Here is a 17858-nt window from a genome sequence, read left to right as displayed (position 1 = left end):
ACTGATTCGATGAAGAGGCCTGCAGGCATAGCAGCCGGTATGTGTGCGATCGCACTGTTCGCAACGGCTTGCAGCGGCGGTGAGCCGGGCGCGAAGCCCGCCGGGAAGGCGCCGAAGCAGGACGTGGCGCAGGCCCGTCCGCTCAAGGTGGACAGCGCGGAACGGAAGATCACCTGGACCGACTTGAAGAAGGAGTCGCACGTACTGGCGGCCGGCCCCAGCGAGTTGGCGCGCGGTTCGGCGGCCGACCTCAAGGACGTCCGGCTCGACAGCGACTTGAAGAAGATGGTGCCGTACTACCTGACCGTCTCCTTCAGCAACAAGGGCACCAAGACCCTGGAACGCCCGTCGCCTGAGCGGGACTTCACCCTGGCCGCGGCGGACGGGCAGGCGGGCAAGCGGATCACCGTGTTCGGCTCCCCGCTCTCCGGGAAGTCGGGTCTGCCCGAGGCATGCACCAAGAGCGCTCCGGAGGAGCTGAAGCCGGGCGGCAAGGCCACGGTGTGCTCCATCGTGATGATGCCCCAGGGCCGGGAGCCCGTGGTCGTCTCCTACACGGGAACGGACGCCGAAGGACGGCAGAGCGCCCCGGTCATCTGGAAGACCGGCGCGGACAAGGGTGAACTGCCCAGCGGAGTCCTGCCGTTCGAGGAGGCGGGCGACACCGCCGTCGAGGACGCCGAAGGCCGCACCGTGAAGGTGCGGGCGACCCCCAAGAGCGTCCGCACCGGCAAACTGTCGGACCTCAGCGGCTTCAAGCTGCGGGGCGACCAGAAGAAGTCGGTCCCGTACTACGTCACGTTCGACTACCGCAACAACGGCTCGAACAAGTTGCTGCCCCAGATGAACCAGCAGATCGAACTGCGCGGGGTCAGCGGGAGGCCGGCGCAGCGGCTCACCCTGATCGACTTCAGCGGCCGGGACTTCGCGCCGTGCCCCAAGGCGAAGCCCGACGGACTGGTGGAGCCGAAGGCGTCGGTGACGGAGTGTTCGGTCTATCTCGTCCCCAAGGGCGACTCGCCCATCGCCCTCGCCTTCACCCCTGAGGGCTCCGGGGCGAAGACGCTCACCTGGCAGGCGCCGGAGAGCGGGCAGTAACCGGCCCGGCCGGACCGAAAGAACCCAACTGAGTATCCCAAGTCACCGATTCGGCTGAAGTGGCTGAAGTGGCCGCCGCTGTACGGATTTCGGTCTTGTGTGCCGTTTGACCCCGGGGTCTCCCGGCGGGTGCAGCATCCCGCCGGGAGGCCCCGGTTCGTCGTCGCAGAGCCCCGAATGCGTTGCGGACAGCGACAGTTGGGACGGGTGGGTCGCAATGCGGTCCGGAATGATACTCGTCACCCTTCGCGCATATTTCGGACTCCGGTTGACCGTGAGGACCACGCGCCGCGTAAGGTGCACGGCTGGACAGTCACTGGCGATTCGGGTGTAGCGGCCGTGCACGGAGTGCGGTGGTGAACCCAGGGGAGGGGCCGGGATGACGGCGCACAGATGCTGCCCGGGGTGCGGAGCCGAACTGACCGCGGACGGCGGGACGTCGTGCGGTTGCGTGGGCCCGTTCACGGCCGAGCACGTCGACCCGATGCACATACGCCCGTATGTGGACCTCCCGGAGCCCTTCGACCCAGGTCCGTCGACGCCGGACCTGGAGCCGTTCGCCCGGTGCGGTACGGGGGAGACGGCGGAACTGCCCGCCCTGCTCCCTTCCGGGCAGCACGCGGAGCACCCGGCGGAGCATGAGGAGCATCCCGGCCGGGACGGTGCGCATGAGCCGTCCGTGTCGCTCCGGGCAGGCACAGGCCGCAGGCGTGCGGGACGGGGCGGAAATCGCCGCGGCGCGCCCCGGGTCGGGGACGCCCCCCGGCGCCGCCGCCCCGGTGCCGTGGCGATGGCGGCTGCCGGCGTGGTCGCCGCGCTGGGTGCCGGACTGCTGACGACCCAGGCCTTCACCGACGGCGACTCCGGCGACGACCGGAGCCTCAGCGAGAAGGACCGCGCCCTCCCGGACGTCCCCAGCGGCGGCCCGACCGAGGCCCCGTCCGGCAGCGAGAAGCAGAAGCGGGACGACAAGCCCTCCGCCGCTCCGTCCCGCACGGGCAACGACCCCTCCCGGGCCGACCGCGGCGGCGACGACCACACCGACCGGGAGGCCGTCCCGACGGCTGCGCCCTCCTCCGAGCCCGGCGGTTCCGGCAGCTCGAACGGCGACGGTGAAGGCAACGGCGACGGCGGCCCGGGACGGTTTCCGAACCATCCGCCGCGGCCACCGCAGGAGTCCACGCAGCCCGGCGGGCCGACGCTGCGCCCGGGTGACAGGGGCGACGAGGTCTCCGAGTTGCAGCGCCGCCTCAAGCAGGCCGGGACGCTGGACCAGGAGGTGCCGGAGGACGGCGTCTACTCCGCGGACGTGCAGCGGGCGGTCGCCCGGTACCAGGTCCGCAACAGCGTGCGGGGCGACCGCTTCGGCGAGTACGGGCCGAACACCCGCCGTGCGCTGGAGTCGCAGACGACGGGCTGACGCGGCGGAGGTGCCGGACGCAGTTCGGACCCGGCGCCCACTGGCGCACTGCCCGAGCTCTTTGTATCGTGGTGGAACAAAGTGGTTCCGCCCGAGCCCAGACCTGACGGATGGGCGTCCCCGACCGGCGGGCGGAGCCACCTTGGCCTACTCGCACAACGGACGACCCAGCAGCCCGGTCCGGCCCCGGACCGCGCGGCTGCGCCGGGAGATCACCCGACCAGGGAGCGCGCGCCTCATGCCGAACCCTCAACCGTCCATCACGGCCCGCGGTCTGCTGCTCGACATGGACGGCACCCTGGTCGACTCGGACGCCGTCGTCGAACGCGTATGGAGTGACTGGGCGGTGTCGAAGGGCCTCGATCCGGCAGAGGTGCTCCGCGTCGCCCACGGGCGGCAGGGCCACCTGACGATGGCCGACGTCCTCCCCGACCGGCCCATGGAGGTCAACCACGAGGAGAACCGCACCCTCCTGGCCCGCGAGACCCGCGAACTGGACGGCATCGTCCCCGTCGGGGGCGCGATCGCGTTCATGGCTGCCGTGCAGCACGTACCGCACGCCCTGGTGACGTCCGCCGACACCGGTCTCGCGACGGCCCGTATGGCTGCGGCCGGCGTACGCATGCCGGACGTCTGCATCGCCGCGGATCAGGTGAGCGCGAGCAAGCCCGATCCGGAGGGCTTCCTCAAGGGCGCCGCCGAACTGGGGCTCGCCGCCGGGGAATGCGTGGCCTTCGAGGACTCGCGCGCAGGCATCACGGCGGCACTGGCCGCGGGGATGCGGGTCGTGGGAGTGGGGCCGCGGGCGGCGGCGTACGGACCGACGGCGCACGTCGGCGATCTGACGCGGGTCGGGGTGGAGCGGCTGCCGGACGGCGCGGTCCGCCTGCACTTCGCGGACTGAGGTGACGCGGCGGGGCGGGCGGGCCGCCCCGCCGGGGGAGCGCTGCTCGGGCTCGGGGTTCAGCCCTGCTTCGGCGCGGCCTGCTGGACGACCTCGAACGACCACAGAGTGGAGCCCGCCGCTGCCGGTTTGGGACGCTCGGAGCCGGCTTCGCCGCCCTGGTGGGCCTGCTTCATCGGGCCCTCCATCCACGCCTGGAAGGACTCCTCGTCACGCCACCGCGTGTACACCAGATAGTCGTCGGTGCCTTCGACCGGGCGGAGGAGTTCGAACCATTCGAAGCCGTCCGAGCCCTCGACGGCGCCCGCGCGGGAGGCGAAGCGCTTCTCAAGGATCTCCCGCTGCTCCGCGGGGACGTTCAGGACGTTGATCTTCACGATGCTCATGCGTTCCATCCTGCCGTACGGCATGCGGCGGCCGTCGATCCGGTGAGGCGGCGGTGCGGCCGGGGGACGGGCCGGGCCGGAATCCGGCCGGTGCCTCGAACGCGGCGCGGCGCGTGGCGCGGCGGAGGGCACGCAGGACGGGCCCGCCGAGGGTGAGGACGAGTACGACCGTCAGTGCTGCCCGCGGCACGTCCCAGCCGAGGGACGTGGCGAGCACGTACGCGGTGAACCGGGCGAGGTTCTCGGGCAGCGGGTCGCCCGGGACGAAGGAGACGCCCGAGCCGAGACCGGCGATGTAGGGCCAGCCCTGGAGGTTCATCACCAGCCCGTACGCCAGGGCCGCAGGGGCGCCGTAGGCCGAAAGCAGCAGCAACTCCGGGCGGCCGCGCAGGCGTCGGGCGCCGGGGAGGAGTCCTGCGCCCATGGCCACCCAGCCCATGCTGAGCATCTGGAAGGGCATCCAGGGCCCGGTGCCTCCCGTGAGCAGAGCGCTGGCGAACATCGACAGGGCGCCCAGCACGAAGCCGAAACCCGGCCCGAGTACCCGGCCGGAGAGGACGATGAGGAAGAACATCGGCTCCAGGCCCGCGGTTCCGGCGCCGAGCGGCCGCAGTGCCGCGCCCGCCGCCGCGAGGACGCCGAGCATGGCGACGGCCTTCGCGTCCATGCCGGTGTCGGCGATCGTCGCCATGACCACGGCCAGCAGCAGGGGGAGCAGCGCGGCGAACAGCCAGGGCGCGTCCCGTGAATGGGCCAGCCCCGACGCCGAGTCGGCGAGCAGCGGCCAGCCGAAGGCGACGATGCCCGCGGCGCTGGTCAGGAGGAGAGCGGCGACGGAGCGCGGGCCGAGACGGACGGCCCGCGGTGCGCCGGGAGTTCCCGTCGTCGCCCGGCCGGGCTCGTGGCCTGGCGTGTGCGCAGGCGGCTCCGGTACCGGGCCGCGAGGGGTGCGGAGGTTCATCGCGCCGCCCCGGGGCCGTCGGCCCGCGCCTCGTCCTCCGCGTCCTCCGGTACGTCCGCCGTTCGTGCGGCGTGCAGCGCGGCCCGTACCTGGGGGACGGTCAACCACCGTGCGGGCGCGAGGATCTTGGCCACCTGCGGGGCGAAAGCGGGGGAGGAGGTCACCACTTCGGCTGTCGGGCCGTCTGCGACGGTCTCGCCCTGGGCGAGAATCACGACCCGGTGGGCGAGTTCGGCGGCCAGCTCCACGTCGTGGGTGGCGAGGAGGACCGCGTGACCGTCGTCCGCCAGCGCACGGAGTATGCGTATGAGACGGGACTTGGCCGCGTAGTCGAGGCCGCGTGTGGGTTCGTCGAGGAGTATCAGCGGTGGCCGGGCCGTGAGGACGACCGCGAGAGCGAGGACGAGTCGCTGTCCTTCGGAGAGGTCGCGCGGATGGGTGAAGTCGCCGACACCGGGGAGGAGTTCGGCGACCAGTTCACGGCAGGTGCCCTCGGGGGCGTCCGCGTCGGCGTCGGCGGCTGCGCACTCGGCGGCGACCGTGTCCGCGTACAGCAGGTCGCGGGGTTCCTGCGGGACGAGGCCGACGTGCCGGAGGAGTCTGCGTGGCCGGGTACGGACGGGAGCCAGCCGCTCGGCCCCGCCGACCGCGACCGTGCCGGCAGTCGGGGTGTGCAGGCCCACGAGGGTTCCCAGGAGTGTGGACTTGCCCGCCCCGTTGCGGCCCATGAGGGCGACCGTCTCCCCGCGGCGGAGTGTCAGGTCCACCTCGTGGAGCGCGGTGACGGTGCCCCGGGTCAGCGTCAGCCCGGTGACACGGGCGAGCGGCTCCGGTGTCGGACCTCCCTCCGTACGCGGGGCTTCGGGCGTGTACGCGGCGTCCGTACGGTCCGGTGCCCGGCGCAGCGCCGTGCGCAGGCGGGAGCGGATGCCGCCACCCGGGCGGCCCGCAGGCGTGGTGGAGGCGGGCCCGGCCGTGTGGGCGGGGCGGTCGCCGGAGGGGCGGTCGTCCTGCGGGCGGTCGCCGCGGGGGCCCGGCACCTCGCCGGGCGTCCGCAGCCGGGCGAGGTCCTGCCGCAGCGGCTCGGCCCTGCGGCGGGCGTCCCGCACGGACATCGGCAGCGGCGACCAGCCGGCGAGCCTGCCGAGCGCGACCACCGGCGGACGGACGGGGGAGAGGGCCATCATCTCGGGAGGCGTGCCGAGCCGGGCGGTGGTGCCGGGCCCGGACAGGAGCAGCACCTGGTCCGCGTACTGCACGACGCGCTCGAGCCGGTGTTCGGCCATCAGCACGGTGGTACCGAGATCGTGCACGAGCCGTTGCAGCACCGCGAGCACTTCTTCGGCGGCGGCCGGGTCGAGGGCCGAGGTGGGCTCGTCGAGGACGAGGACGCGCGGGTGCGGGGTGAGCACCGAGCCGATGGCGACGCGTTGTTGCTGCCCTCCGGAGAGCGTCGCGATGGGGCGGTCGCGCAGTTCGTTGAGGCCCAGCAGGTCGAGGGTCTCCTCGACGCGGCGGCGCATGGTGGCCGGGGGCAGGCCCAACGACTCCATGCCGTAAGCGAGTTCGTCCTCGACGGTGTCGGTGACGAAGTGCGCGAGCGGGTCCTGTCCCACGGTGCCGACGACGTCGGCGAGTTCGCGCGGCTTGTGCGTCCGGGTGTCACGGCCCGCCACGGTGACGCGGCCGTGGAGGGTGCCGCCGGTGAAGTGCGGTACGAGACCGGAGACCGTGCCCAGCAGGGTCGACTTGCCGGCTCCCGACGCGCCGACCAGCAGGCAGAGTTCGCCTTCGGGAACCTCCACGTCCACCGGTCCCACGGCGGGTGCCGCGGCGTCCTCGTAGCGGACGGAGACCTGCTCGAAGCGGATCACGGGGCGGGCTCCTCGGGTGCGGACGGGCGGAGTCGGGAGGCGGCGGAAGCAGCGGCCGGGGTGCGGGCGGGGGCACCGGGCGGAGCAGGGATTCCCCCGTGCGCCGCCCCGCCCGGGGGCAGCGCCGTGGCCGCCGCGGAGGGCAGCGCCGAGGCCGCCGCCGGTGACGGGGCCGGGAGCGGGGCCACGAAGGCGGGCAGCAGGCCCACCAGGAGTCCCGCCGCAGGCCACAGCGGCAGCGGCGGCGGCGAAAGGGGCACTGCGGGCGGCTCCAGCGCCTCCGGGAAGGCGCTCCCCGCCGTCACCAGTACGGCGCCGACTGCCGCACCGGCACCGGCGACGAGCCACGCGCGTGCTCCCCAGCGCTCGGGCCGGTAGCGGGTGCGGATGCTGCGCCGTCCACCGAGGCGCAGCCCGGCAAGGGCGAGAGCGACCCCGCCCAGCAGCAACGGCAGTCCGTAGGCGGCTCCTTGGGCGGTGAGCAGCGCGAACATGCCGGTGCAGACGCCCAGCAGCCCGCAGAGCGTGAGAGCCGCGGTGGTGCGTCGCAGCGCGCGGGACACCGGGGCGCTGCGTCCGTAGCCCCGCGAGTCCATCGCGGCAGCCAGCGCGACGGAACGCTCCAACGCGCCTTCCAGCACGGGCAGTCCGACCTGCAGCAGCGCCCGTACGCCCTTGTCGGCGCGACCGCGCAGGCGGCGTGCGGCGCGGAGCCGCTGCACGTCGGCGATCAGGTTCGGCGCGAACGTCATGGCGACGACGGCGGCCACTCCCGCCTCGTAGAGCGCGCCGGGAAGGGACTTGAGCAAACGTGCCGGATTGGCGAGCGCGTTGGCGGCACCCACGCAGACGAGCAGGGCGGCCAGCCTCATGCCGTCGTACAGCGCGAAGACGAGCCCCTCCGCCGTGACCCTGCCGCCGATGCGTACGCCCTGCGCCCAGGCGGGCAGGGGCACTTCGGGCAGGGTGACGAGCACGACGCTGCCGGGGATGGGGGAGCCGAGGAAGAAGGCGAAGACGAGCCGGATCGCCAGGACCGCGAGTCCGAGCTTGAGGAACGCACCGTACGAGCGTGCCCAGGGAGCATCCGTACGGCGGGCGGCGACGACGTAACCCGCCACCGCGCACAGCAGCATCAGCAGCAGCGGGTTGGTCGTGCGCGACGCCGCGGTGGCCAGGCCCAGCGCCCACAGCCACCACGCCCCGGGGTGCAGGGCCGCACCGCGCCGTGCCCGGGGTGCGCGCAGCCGGTGCAGCAGGGCACCGACGCCGGTGTCCGGCAGGCCGCCCGGGACGACCGGCTGCGGGGAGGGGTGCGGCCCGGTCATCGCGTCACCTGCGGCGGCGTGACTGCCGTACGGCTGCTGCGGCGAGGACGGCGACCGCGGCGACACCCGCGCCGATCCCCGCGAGAGGTCCGAGACCTCCCGCACCGGCCCCCGCTCCCCCGTCGCCGCTGCCGGCATCGCCCTTGCCGGCGGCGGCACTTCCGGACGGTCGGCCGTCCTCCGTGGACTGCTCCCCTCCCCGGACCTGTTCGCCGCATCCACGCTCCGGGTAGCCCTCGACGGCGCACAGCAGCGCCACCGAGTTGTAGCGCAACGGCTCGGCCACCGCGGCGAGCGCCTCGGCGGCGCTCGCGTCCCCGGGGACCCGCGCGCAGGCGGTCCGGGACTTCGGCGGGGTCTCGCCGTCCGGCGCATGAGCGGCGGTGCCGAAGTCGATGCGTACGGCGATGCGTTTGCGGCCCTGCCGCGCGTCGGTGTCGGCGCAGGCCGCGCCGAATCCGGTCCGGCCGCGTGGCTCTGCCGCGTCCTGCGAGTCCTCACTCAGGGCGAACCGGAAACCGAGCACAGCACCGTCCTCGGGACGCAGCACGGACGGCCCCTTCGTGGCGTACTTCCAACTGCCCTCGCTGCTCTGCTCCCAGAACGACCAGTACCGGTAACTGCCCTCGTCCTGCACGGGAGTGGCGCCCGCCGCCGCGGCCGGTCCCGTACCGGCCAGGAACGACGCGGCCAGTACGAGGCCGAGTCGGACGAGGCGTGCGCCGCGCCCCGAGCCCCGCCCCCTCACAGTCCTTGACGCTTCCGCCGCCCGCTGAGCAGGAACCCGACGCCCGCACCGGCCGCGAGCCCGGCACCGACCAGGGACCAGGTGGCGACAGAGCTGCTGCCCTCCTGGCCGTCCTCGTCACCACCCCCGTTCTCTTCCGGCACGCGGGCGGGCTGCGGGCCCGTGGCGTTGAGGCGCTTCAGCAGGCCGACACCCCCGAGCTTCGCGGCGTCGCCCCCCGTCGCGTGCACGGCCAGCATGACGCCGCCGATCGCGGCAGGGTCGTTGCGGGACTTGTCCCACTTCCCGAGTTCGCCGGCCAGCCAGTCCAGGGACTTCTCCGCTTCGGCCCGGTGACCGCCGGCGGCGAGGGCGATGACGGCGTCGGCGGTGTTCGCGTAGTCGGGGCCTCCCTCTGCTCCCGGTGTCACAGCGCGCAGATGACCGCCGCCCTTCTTCAGCACGGAGGCCAGATACGCGGCACCTGCTTCCGCCGCCTCGGTCCGGCCGCCGGGCTGCTTCCCGTCGCCGTCGCCGCACTTCAACGGCTCGACGGGCCGCGACTTCCGCGACTCGCCGTCCGCCGCTCCGTTCCGGCCGCCGTCGCCGACGAGCAGGCCCGAGCCGAACCCCGCAAGCGTGGCGGCGGCTGTGGCGTCGTCGTTCGCGGCGAGTTCGCCCTTCTTGCCGGGCTGATAGGCGTAGGCGCCGCGCCCGGACGCTTCGGCGTCGCAGCCCAGTTGGAGCGTCTCCAGCGCGTCGTACGGGGAGGCGCCGCCCTTGCGTATCCGCTCCGGCTCGCGGCCGGCCGCCGAGTAGGCGCCCATGACGACCGAGACCGAATTGGCGTCCGTGGGACTGCCGGGGTTGTATCCCCAGCCGCCGTCCTTGTTCTGCACCGATCCCAGCCACGCCAGCGACTCGCGGACGGTCGCGCTCCGGCCGCCCACGGCGGAGAGCGCCTGCACGGCCAGAGCGGTGGCGTTGGTGTCGGCGGGGGTCTTCTTCGCGTCGCACCCGGCGCCGGGGTCTGCGCGGTACGCGGTGAAGGAGCCGTCGTCGCACTGCTGCTCCGCGAGCCACTCCACCGCCTTCGCCGCGGGCTTCGCGCCGGCGGCGTCCTGGGCGAGGAGGGCGACGGACTGGCGCCAGACGCCGTCGTACTTCGGGTCGGCCTTCCCGTACAGGCCGTCGGGCAGTTTGCCGGCGGAGGCGGTCGAAGCACGCGCTCCCGCGCCGGCTCCTGCGGCGGCGGCGGGGGATGCCGCCGGCGCCGTGACGGCGCAGAGCGCTGACGCTGCGGCTATGACGGCGAAGCTCCGGCGCACGAACATGGGGGTGCCTTTCGGTGAGCGGTACGCAGCCGCGCTCGGCCGCCCCGCCCGCCGGGCGCGTACTCCTGCGCGCTCCGTCATGCGGCACACCCGGCTCAGCTCCGTAAACCTCGACGGTGGGAGCCGCCGCTCCCGCCGTCCCCGGCCGGATGCCACAGCTCCGCGAGCCCTGCCGCCGACCGGGTGCTCCGGCTCACGGGCCCGCACGGTCTCCCGTGCTCTCGGGCGCCGTTCACGGTTGCGGGTCAGCGCCGGAATTCCACCGGCTTCCCTCGATCGGCGGCGATGTCTGCACCGACACTCTAGCCGTCCGCCTCCCGGGCCCCGCCGCCCGCCGCCGGGGCGGCTCTTCCCTCGGCGAAGGCGAAGCGGCCGGGGAAGTGCAGCCCGCCGTCGGGGCGTACGTCCGCGGCCTCGGCGAACTCGTCCGGCCCGTCGGCGAGTTCGGCGTCGGACGGACGGCGGCCCGTCCACGACGTGCCGCAGGCCGCGGGAGGTGTGCCGCCTGACGCGTGCGGTCGGACGCGTGCGGTCGGACGAGGACGCGGCGGCCCGTCCGGCGGGAAGCGGCCACGGCGCGCGAGCAGACGCACGGGCGGACGCAGCAGCCGCCCGCCAGGTGGATCGTTCAACGAACCCCGGCCCCGGAGCCGTGCGGCGGCTGCTCCGGGTACGCCTCGATCACCTGGCGCCGGGAGTCCTCCAGGTAGTAGCCGAGCATGCGCTCGGCCGCCGTCGCGTCGCCGTCCTCGAGTGCGGTGAGGATTTCGCGGTTGCGGGTGAGGTAGGGCTCGTAGAAACGCCGGGGATCGTCCATCACGTGGAAGGCCAGGCGCAGTTCGGCCAGTACGCCGCGCATCAGGTCGTCGGTGCGTTCGCTGCCCGCGAGTCCGGCGAGGGCCTGGTGGAAATGGATGTTCGCGGTGCCGCAGTCGTTCCACCGGCTGCGGGCTGCCGCCTGCTCTCCCGCCTCGACCGCGGCGGAGACGTCCTTGAGCGGGTGGGGCGGCTCGCCCAGCCCGCGCACGGCCGCACACTCGACGAGCTTCCGCACCCGGTAGATGTCCGCGATGTCGGCCGCCGAGAGGACGCGTACGAACGCGCCCTTGTTGAGCCGGTGGACGAGCAGCCGCTCGTGCGTCAGCAGCCGGAACGCCTCACGGAGAGTGTTGCGGGAGACGCCGAGGGCGCCGCCGATGCGTTCCTCCGAGAGCCGCACGCCGGGCAGGAAGAAGCCCTGTGCGATACGTTCCCGCAGAATGCCTGCGACGCGCTCGGCCGTGCTGGTGCGGCCCAACAGGGCCCGGTCGGCGGCGAGTTCGGACAGCTCCAGGCCGGAGCCGGAGTCGGCGGTCATGGTGATCTTCTTTCGTGCGGCTGGTCGGCCCCAGTGAATCCCACAAGAGCAGGCAAGACAACAACCCCCTTGCCGTATTGTTCAACAATCCCTTAGGTTAGCTGGGATGATCGACCTCAACGCCGACCTCGGAGAGGGCTTCGGGCGGTGGCAGCTCACCGACGACGACGCTCTGCTCACCTCGGTCACCAGCGCCAACATCGCCTGCGGCTTCCACGCCGGCGACCCCGTCATCATGCGCCGGGTCTGCGAGCACGCGGCAGCTGCCGGAGTACGCATCGGCGCCCAGGTCTCCTACCGGGACCTGGCCGGATTCGGCCGCCGCTCCATGGACGTGCCCCCGGCCGACCTGGCGGCCGAGGTCGCCTACCAGATCGGCGCCCTGGAGATCTTCGCGCGCGCGGCGGGCGCCGCCGTCGGCTACGTCAAGCCGCACGGTGCGCTCTACAACCGCTGTGTACGGGACCCCGGGCAGGCGGCAGCCGTCGTCGAGGGCGTCCGCCTGGCCGGTACGCCCCTGCCCGTGCTGGGGCTCCCCGGTTCCGAACTCCACGCCGCCGCCGCTGCCTCCGGCCTCCCCGCGATCAACGAGGCGTTCGCCGACCGCGGTTACCGCCCCGACGGCACGCTCGTGCCCCGCAGTGAGCCGGGCGCGCTGCTGGACGACGCGGAGCGAGTCGTCGCGCGCTGCCTCGCCATAGCACGCGGCGAGGAGGTGTCCGCCGTCGACGGCGAGCCGCTGCGGCTGCCCGCCCGCTCGCTCTGCCTGCACGGGGACACCCCCGGCGCCGCCGGACTGGCGCGCCGGATCCGGGCCGAGCTGGACGGCGCGGGCATAACGGTGCGGGCGTTCGCGTGACCGGCCCGGACGCGAAGGACGCGAGAGACGCCGGGGAGGGGAGCCGCCCGGCCGGCGCCGCGCCCCGCCCGCTCGTACTCCCCGTGGGCCGGCACGCACTGCTCGTCGAACTTCCGGACGGGGAGGTGGCCGAGGCGTTCCACGCCGAGGTGCTCCGCCGCCGCGACGCCGGCCGGCTGCCGGAGATCACGGAGATCGTGCCCGGGGCGCGCACCGTGCTGCTGGACGGGCTGGCCGAGCCGCAACGGCTCGCGGCTCAGCTGCCCGGCTGGGAGATCCCTCCGCTCGTCCGCAGCGGCGAGTCCGCCGTGGAGATCCCCGTCCGCTACGACGGGCCGGACCTGGCCGACGTCGCCGCGATGTGGGGACTCGCACCCGCTGAGGTCGCCCGGGTGCACGCCGCCACCGACTTCCGCGTGGCCTTCTGCGGCTTCGCACCCGGTTTCGGCTACCTGACGGGGCTGCCCGAGAAGTACCACGTGCCGCGCCGCTCCGATCCCCGCACCAGGGTCCCGCCGGGCGCCGTGGGGCTCGCCGGGCCGTACACGGGCGTCTATCCGCGCTCCTCGCCCGGCGGGTGGCAGCTGATCGGCACCGCGGTACGCACCGTGCTGTGGGACACGGAGCGGGAACCGGCGGCTCTGCTGGCACCGGGCACGCGGGTCCGCTTCGTCCCGGAGCCCGGCCCCCGGCCGCAGCCGGGACCGGAGCCGGGTCGGGGGGAGGGCCGGTGAGCGCCGTGGAACTGCACGTCGTCCGGGCCGGAGCGCTCACCACCGTCCAGGACCTGGGCCGCCCGGGCCACGCGCACCTCGGAGTGCCCCGGTCCGGTGCCCTGGACGAGCCGGCCCATCTGCTCGCCAACAGGCTGCTGGGCAACCCGGACGGCGCCGCAACCCTGGAGACCACGGTGAGCGGCTGCGCCCTGCGCGCGGTCGCCGAGGACGCCGCGGCGGTCCGGGCCGTGGTGACCGGGGCCTCCTGCGCGGTCAGCGTCGACGGCAGGCCCGCGCCCTGGGGCGTCCCCTTCAGGCTCCCCGCCGGCGCGGTGCTGGACGTGGGGCCCGCCGAGTGGGGGGTGCGCTGCTGTCTGGCCTTCTCGGGAGGCATCGACGCGGAGCCCGTCCTGGGCAGCCGCTCCACCGACCTGCTCTCCGGGCTCGGCCCGCAGCCTCTGCGGGACGGCGACCGCCTGCCGCTCGGCGGTGGCCCGGCGCCCGACGGCCGCGGGGAGCGCCGCTACGGCGCGGGCGGCGTCCACGCGGACGCCGCACCGTGGGCCGCCCCGCCCCGGGAGCTGCTGCTTCCCGTCGTCTACGGGCCCCGCGCGGACTGGTTCACGCGAGAGGCGCTGCGCACCCTGATCACCGGCGAGTACCGGGTCTCCTCCGACAGCAACCGCGTCGGCCTGCGGCTCGAAGGGCCTGTCCTGGAGCGCGCCGAGGAGGCCGAACTGCCCAGCGAGGGCATGGTGTCCGGTGCCCTTCAGGTGCCGCCCGAGGGACGTCCCGTCGTCTTCCTCGCCGACCACCCCGTCACCGGCGGCTATCCGGTGATCGGCGTCGTACCGCGGGAGGCCCTCGCCGCCGTGGCGCAGGCGGTGCCCGGTACGCCCGTCCGCTTCACTCCGGTGTCGGGACCGCCGCCGGTGTGAGCTGGCGGTCCCGGGCATGCCCTCCGGCGGTGCCGTGAGGCCCGGTTCGAGGAGTTCGCCGAGGCGCGGGCGATGCGGTCCTGCCGGAGACCGCCAGGACGGACGCGACGTGTCCGGGAACGCCTTCGCGCCGGACGGCCGGCCGCGCTCGCCGGACGGCCTGCCGAGCACGCGAAGGCTTGGGCCGGTTCGTCCCGTGCCCCGCCTTTCCGTGATGTTCGCCGCCCTGCCGGTGCGGCGGATCTCCCCAGGTGGGCGCCGGGTGGCGCGAATCACCCGCTCCCGGTGCTCGGAGAAAGTGACTGGCCGGTAAATTCTTGCCCCGAGGGTCGGAGCGGCCCGGCCGGCCCGGCCTTCCGCCAGCGTGCGGGGCCGCCGGCGGCTACGCTCCGGCGAAGCACAGCCATGAAGGGGGCCGTGAGTGACCGCAGAGGCCGTACGGGACGCCCGTACCGGTGCAACTGCCGGGGCCCGCCCCGGTGGATCCCCCGCCCGGGTCCCGGAGCCGGACCTGCCCGCCGGACCCGCTCCCACCGTGCGTCCGGGCCCGGCCTCCGCGTCCGCTCCGTACGGGGGCGGCGGCGAAAGACCTCTGCGCATCGCCCTGTTGAGCTACAAGGGGAACCCGTTCTGCGGCGGCCAGGGCGTCTACGTGCGCCACCTGTCCCGTGAACTGGCCCGGCTGGGCCACACCGTCGAGGTGCTGGGTGCGCAGCCCTACCCGGTGCTCGACGAAGGCGTCACCCTCACCGAGCTCCCCAGCCTCGACCTGTACCGCCAGCCCGATCCCTTCCGTACTCCCGGCCGAGGTGAGTACCGCGACTGGGTGGACCTGCTGGAAGTGGGGACGATGTGGACCGGCGGCTTCCCGGAGCCGCTCACGTTCTCCCTGCGCGCCCGGCGCCATCTGGCCTCCCGGCGCGGCGAGTTCGACGTGGTGCACGACAACCAGACTCTCGGCTACGGACTTCTGGGCGACATCGGCGCCCCACTGGTGACCACCATCCACCATCCCATCACCGTCGACCGGCAGTTGGAGCTGGACGCGGCCACCAGCCGCAAGGCCCGCGCGTCCGTGCGCCGCTGGTACGGCTTCACGCGGATGCAGGGGCGCGTGGCCAGGAGGCTGCCGTCGGTGCTCACCGTCTCCGGCACGTCCGGGCAGGAGATCACCGACCACCTCGGCGTGCGCCCGGACCGCATCCACGTCGTCCACATCGGCGCCGACACCGAGCTGTTCTCGCCCGATCCGGCGGTTCCCGAGGTGCCCGGCAGGATCGTGACGACCTCCAGCGCGGACGTGCCCCTCAAGGGCCTCGTGCACCTCGTCGACGCACTGGCCAAGCTGCGTACGGAAGTTCACGACGCGCACCTCGTCGTGGTCGGCAAGCGCCCCTCGGAGGGCCCCGTGGCGGCGGCGATGCGGCGCTACGGAGTCGAGCACGCCGTGGAGTTCGTCAAGGGCATCAGCGACGCGGAGCTCGCCGGTCTCGTGCGTACGGCCCAAGTCGCCTGCGTGCCTTCGCTGTACGAAGGCTTCTCGCTGCCCGCGGTGGAAGCGATGGCGACGGGCACACCGCTGGTTGCGACGACCGGCGGCGCACTGCCCGAAGTCGCCGGCGACGACGGTGAGACGTGCCTGGCCGTGCCGCCCGGCGACGCCGGTGCGCTGGCCGCGGCGCTCGGCCGTCTGCTGGGCGACCCCGCGCTCCGCGCACGGCTCGGAGCCGCGGGACGCGAACGTGTGCTGAGCCGCTTCACCTGGGAGCAGGCGGCGCGGGGCACCGCGGCGCACTACCGCGCCGCCGTCGCCGAACGCCCGCACGCCGCACGCCGGGAGGAGCGGGCGCTGGGCGTGCCGCGCTGAGCCGCTCCGGAGTCCTCAGCCCGTCATCAGCCCGTCCCCAGCCCGCGCGCCCTCCGCGACCACGCCCGTCCGCGACCACGCCCGTCCGCTCCGCCAACTCGCCGAAAGCAGAGGCAGACACAGTGCTGACCGTCGACTTCTCCCGCTTCCCGCTCGCACCCGGCGACCGCGTACTGGACCTCGGCTGCGGTGCCGGACGGCACGCCTTCGAGTGCTACCGGCGCGGAGCGCGCGTCGTCGCCCTGGACCGCAACGCGGACGAGATCCGTGAAGTCGCCTCCTGGTTCGCCGCCATGGCCGAGGCGGGGGAGGCGCCCGCGGGAGCGAGCGCCACGGCCATGGAGGGGGACGCGCTCGCGCTGCCGTTCCCGGACGACAGCTTCGACGTCGTCATCATCTCCGAGGTCATGGAGCACATCCACGACGACAAGGGCGTGCTGGCCGAGATGGTCCGCGTGCTGCGGCCGGGCGGGAGGATCGCCGTGACCGTGCCGCGGTACGGGCCGGAGCGGGTCTGCTGGGCACTCAGCGACGCGTACCACGAGGTCGAGGGCGGCCACATCCGCATCTACCGTGCCGACGAACTGCTGCGCAAGATGCGGGAGTCGGGCCTGCGTCCGTACGGCACGCACCACGCGCACGGGCTGCACTCACCGTACTGGTGGCTCAAGTGCGCCTTCGGCGTGGAGCGCGACGGCGACGAGGCGGCGCTGCCGGTGCGCGCCTACCACAAGCTGCTGGTCTGGGACATCATGAAGAAGCCGCTCGCGACGCGGCTGGCGGAGAGGGCGCTGGACCCGCTCATCGGCAAGAGCTTCGTGGCGTACGCGACGAAGCCGCACCTGCCCGCCGACGTAACTGCGGCGCCCGCCGCGGCCGATGGGACCACCGCGGTGCCCGAGGCAGGCACCGCTGCCACCGCTCAGGCGCGGACGCCGGGCCGGGGGAAGGCGTGACGAGCCCGGAGCGTACGGAACGGCTCGTGCTGGACGGCGTGCTGACCGCCGCGCAGGCCGGGCAGACGGTCGACGGACTGCTGGCGGTGCAGCGTCCGGACGGGGCGATACCGTGGTTCCGCGGCGGCCACCTCGATCCCTGGGACCACGTCGAGGCCGCCATGGCCCTGGACACGGCCGGGGAGCACGAGCGGGCCCGGGCCGCATACCACTGGCTCGCGGAGCACCAGCTCCCCGACGGCTCCTGGTACGCCGCCTACGCCGACGGGGACGCCGCCCGGCCCACCGAGAGGGCCCGCGAGACCAACTTCTGCGCGTACATCGCCGTCGGCGTCTGGCACCACTACCTCGCCACCGGTGACGACGCCTTCCTGGACCGCATGTGGCCGTCCGTCGCCGCCGCGGTGGAGTTCGTGCTGCAGCTCCAGCAGCCCGGCGGGCAGATCGGCTGGAAACAGGAACCCGACGGCACGCCCGTCACCGACGCCCTCCTCACCGGCTCCTCCTCGGTGCACCAGGCGCTGCGTTGCGCACTCGCGATCGCCGAACACCGCGAAGAGCCGCAGCCCGACTGGGAGTTGGCCCTGGGGCTGCTCGGCCACGCGGTGCGGAGCCACCCGGAACGGTTCCTGGACAAGTCCCGCTACTCCATGGACTGGTACTACCCCGTGCTCGGCGGCGTCCTGCGGGGTGACGCCGCCAGGGCCCGCATCGACGAGGGCTGGGACCGGTTCGTCGTGCCCGGCCTGGGTGTGCGCTGCGTACTGCCCAACCCCTGGGTCACCGGGGGCGAGAGCGCCGAACTGGCCCTGGCGCTCTGGGCGATGGGGGAGTCGGACCGGGCGCTGCAGATACTGAAATGGGTGCAGCATCTGCGTGCCGAGGACGGCCTCTACTGGACGGGCTACGTCTTCGAGGACGACGCCGTCTGGCCGGAGGAGCTGACCACGTGGACGGCCGGCTCACTGCTGCTGGCCGTCGCCGCGCTCGGCGGCGACGAACCCACCGTCCAGGTCTTCGGCGGTGAACGCCTCCCCGCGGGACTGCCGCCGGACTGCTGCTGACGGACCGGACACCTGCACGCCCGGTCCGGCCCGCTCGCACCCCGGCAGCGCGGAGGCGGCGGGGGCCCT

General features: G+C 74.0%; 17 protein-coding genes and 1 riboswitch. Of the genes, 9 read left to right on the top strand and 8 right to left on the bottom strand.

Going from position 1 to position 17858, the window contains the following annotated elements:
- Nucleotides 1-9 precede the first annotated feature (9 nt).
- The 3 genes from ACFPA8_RS02835 to ACFPA8_RS02825 all read left to right on the top strand — a co-directional run bounded on the left by ACFPA8_RS02835 (nt 10) and on the right by ACFPA8_RS02825 (nt 3422).
- Nucleotides 10-1098: a hypothetical protein gene (locus tag ACFPA8_RS02835; RefSeq protein ID WP_386441709.1), complete on the top strand. Its 1089-nt coding sequence runs from the start codon at nt 10-12 to the stop codon at nt 1096-1098.
- A 379-nt stretch (nt 1099-1477) separates the two neighbouring features.
- The gene (locus tag ACFPA8_RS02830) at nt 1478-2518 is read left to right on the top strand and encodes a peptidoglycan-binding domain-containing protein (protein WP_386441706.1); all 1041 of its coding nucleotides are present in this window, start codon (nt 1478-1480) and stop codon (nt 2516-2518) included.
- A gap of 238 nt (nt 2519-2756) precedes the next feature.
- Nucleotides 2757-3422 carry an HAD-IA family hydrolase gene (locus tag ACFPA8_RS02825; protein WP_386441704.1) on the top strand — a complete coding sequence of 222 codons (666 nt, stop codon included), beginning with the start codon at nt 2757-2759 and terminating at the stop codon, nt 3420-3422.
- Between the two features lie 59 nt (nt 3423-3481).
- Here ACFPA8_RS02825 and ACFPA8_RS02820 read toward each other — a convergent pair whose 3' ends face one another.
- The 8 genes from ACFPA8_RS02820 to ACFPA8_RS02785 all read right to left on the bottom strand — a co-directional run bounded on the left by ACFPA8_RS02820 (nt 3482) and on the right by ACFPA8_RS02785 (nt 11389).
- Nucleotides 3482-3808: an antibiotic biosynthesis monooxygenase family protein gene (locus tag ACFPA8_RS02820; RefSeq protein ID WP_386441701.1), complete on the bottom strand. Its 327-nt coding sequence runs from the start codon at nt 3806-3808 to the stop codon at nt 3482-3484.
- The gene (locus ACFPA8_RS02815) at nt 3750-4769 is read right to left on the bottom strand and encodes an ECF transporter S component (protein WP_386441698.1); all 1020 of its coding nucleotides are present in this window, start codon (nt 4767-4769) and stop codon (nt 3750-3752) included. The genes ACFPA8_RS02820 and ACFPA8_RS02815 overlap by 59 nt, the downstream gene beginning before the upstream one ends.
- Entirely contained in the window at nt 4766-6643 is a 1878-nt protein-coding gene (locus ACFPA8_RS02810; protein WP_386441695.1) for an ABC transporter ATP-binding protein, read from the bottom strand. Before ACFPA8_RS02810 ends, ACFPA8_RS02815 begins: the two co-directional genes overlap by 4 nt.
- A complete protein-coding gene (locus ACFPA8_RS02805; RefSeq protein ID WP_386441692.1) occupies nt 6640-7971 on the bottom strand; it encodes an energy-coupling factor transporter transmembrane component T in 1332 nt (443 codons plus the stop codon). Before ACFPA8_RS02805 ends, ACFPA8_RS02810 begins: the two co-directional genes overlap by 4 nt.
- A gap of 4 nt (nt 7972-7975) precedes the next feature.
- Entirely contained in the window at nt 7976-8719 is a 744-nt protein-coding gene (locus ACFPA8_RS02800) for an SCO2322 family protein (protein WP_386441690.1), read from the bottom strand.
- Nucleotides 8716-10113, bottom strand: coding sequence for a prenyltransferase/squalene oxidase repeat-containing protein (locus ACFPA8_RS02795; protein WP_386441687.1), 1398 nt, complete (start codon nt 10111-10113; stop codon nt 8716-8718). The genes ACFPA8_RS02800 and ACFPA8_RS02795 overlap by 4 nt, the downstream gene beginning before the upstream one ends.
- A 126-nt stretch (nt 10114-10239) precedes the next feature.
- A riboswitch (cobalamin riboswitch) is annotated at nt 10240-10304 on the bottom strand.
- A 30-nt stretch (nt 10305-10334) separates the two neighbouring features.
- Nucleotides 10335-10664 (bottom strand): hypothetical protein, encoded by a 330-nt coding sequence (locus ACFPA8_RS02790; RefSeq protein WP_386441684.1) that lies wholly within the window; start codon nt 10662-10664, stop codon nt 10335-10337.
- A complete protein-coding gene (locus ACFPA8_RS02785) occupies nt 10661-11389 on the bottom strand; it encodes a GntR family transcriptional regulator (RefSeq protein WP_386441681.1) in 729 nt (242 codons plus the stop codon). Before ACFPA8_RS02785 ends, ACFPA8_RS02790 begins: the two co-directional genes overlap by 4 nt.
- 106 nt (nt 11390-11495) lie before the next feature.
- Here ACFPA8_RS02785 and ACFPA8_RS02780 point away from each other — a divergent pair, with 106 nt between their 5' ends.
- From ACFPA8_RS02780 to ACFPA8_RS02755, 6 genes are all read left to right on the top strand, one after another.
- The gene (locus ACFPA8_RS02780) at nt 11496-12248 is read left to right on the top strand and encodes a LamB/YcsF family protein (RefSeq protein WP_386441678.1); all 753 of its coding nucleotides are present in this window, start codon (nt 11496-11498) and stop codon (nt 12246-12248) included.
- On the top strand, nt 12245-12982 hold the full coding sequence (locus tag ACFPA8_RS02775) for a 5-oxoprolinase subunit B family protein (RefSeq protein WP_386441676.1): 738 nt from the start codon (nt 12245-12247) through the stop codon (nt 12980-12982). Before ACFPA8_RS02780 ends, ACFPA8_RS02775 begins: the two co-directional genes overlap by 4 nt.
- Nucleotides 12979-13902, top strand: coding sequence for a 5-oxoprolinase subunit C family protein (locus ACFPA8_RS02770; protein WP_386441673.1), 924 nt, complete (start codon nt 12979-12981; stop codon nt 13900-13902). The genes ACFPA8_RS02775 and ACFPA8_RS02770 overlap by 4 nt, the downstream gene beginning before the upstream one ends.
- 535 nt (nt 13903-14437) lie before the next feature.
- Nucleotides 14438-15769 carry a glycosyltransferase family 4 protein gene (locus tag ACFPA8_RS02765; protein WP_386442791.1) on the top strand — a complete coding sequence of 444 codons (1332 nt, stop codon included), beginning with the start codon at nt 14438-14440 and terminating at the stop codon, nt 15767-15769.
- 122 nt (nt 15770-15891) lie between these two features.
- Nucleotides 15892-16725, top strand: a complete 834-nt coding sequence (locus tag ACFPA8_RS02760; protein ID WP_386441670.1) for a class I SAM-dependent methyltransferase — start codon at nt 15892-15894, stop codon at nt 16723-16725.
- On the top strand, nt 16722-17789 hold the full coding sequence (locus tag ACFPA8_RS02755) for a prenyltransferase/squalene oxidase repeat-containing protein (RefSeq protein WP_386441667.1): 1068 nt from the start codon (nt 16722-16724) through the stop codon (nt 17787-17789). The genes ACFPA8_RS02760 and ACFPA8_RS02755 overlap by 4 nt, the downstream gene beginning before the upstream one ends.
- Nucleotides 17790-17858 lie beyond the last annotated feature (69 nt).

It is taken from the genome of Streptomyces ovatisporus (assembly GCF_042653885.1).
In the GTDB taxonomy this organism is placed as follows: Bacteria; Actinomycetota; Actinomycetes; order Streptomycetales; family Streptomycetaceae; genus Streptomyces; species Streptomyces ovatisporus.
The sequence above is the reverse complement of the archived record's forward strand: the minus strand, read 5'-3'. Positions and strand labels throughout refer to the sequence as shown.

Coding starts and splice junctions, on each gene's coding strand:
- ACFPA8_RS02830 (WP_386441706.1), top strand. CDS start 1,478: ATGACGGCGCACAGATGCTGCCCGGGGTGCGGAGCCGAACTGACCGCG.
- ACFPA8_RS02835 (WP_386441709.1), top strand. CDS start 10: ATGAAGAGGCCTGCAGGCATAGCAGCCGGTATGTGTGCGATCGCACTG.
- ACFPA8_RS02795 (WP_386441687.1), bottom strand. CDS start 10,113: ATGACGGAGCGCGCAGGAGTACGCGCCCGGCGGGCGGGGCGGCCGAGC.
- ACFPA8_RS02815 (WP_386441698.1), bottom strand. CDS start 4,769: ATGAACCTCCGCACCCCTCGCGGCCCGGTACCGGAGCCGCCTGCGCAC.
- ACFPA8_RS02805 (WP_386441692.1), bottom strand. CDS start 7,971: ATGACCGGGCCGCACCCCTCCCCGCAGCCGGTCGTCCCGGGCGGCCTG.
- ACFPA8_RS02820 (WP_386441701.1), bottom strand. CDS start 3,808: ATGAGCATCGTGAAGATCAACGTCCTGAACGTCCCCGCGGAGCAGCGG.
- ACFPA8_RS02780 (WP_386441678.1), top strand. CDS start 11,496: ATGATCGACCTCAACGCCGACCTCGGAGAGGGCTTCGGGCGGTGGCAG.
- ACFPA8_RS02785 (WP_386441681.1), bottom strand. CDS start 11,389: ATGACCGCCGACTCCGGCTCCGGCCTGGAGCTGTCCGAACTCGCCGCC.
- ACFPA8_RS02825 (WP_386441704.1), top strand. CDS start 2,757: ATGCCGAACCCTCAACCGTCCATCACGGCCCGCGGTCTGCTGCTCGAC.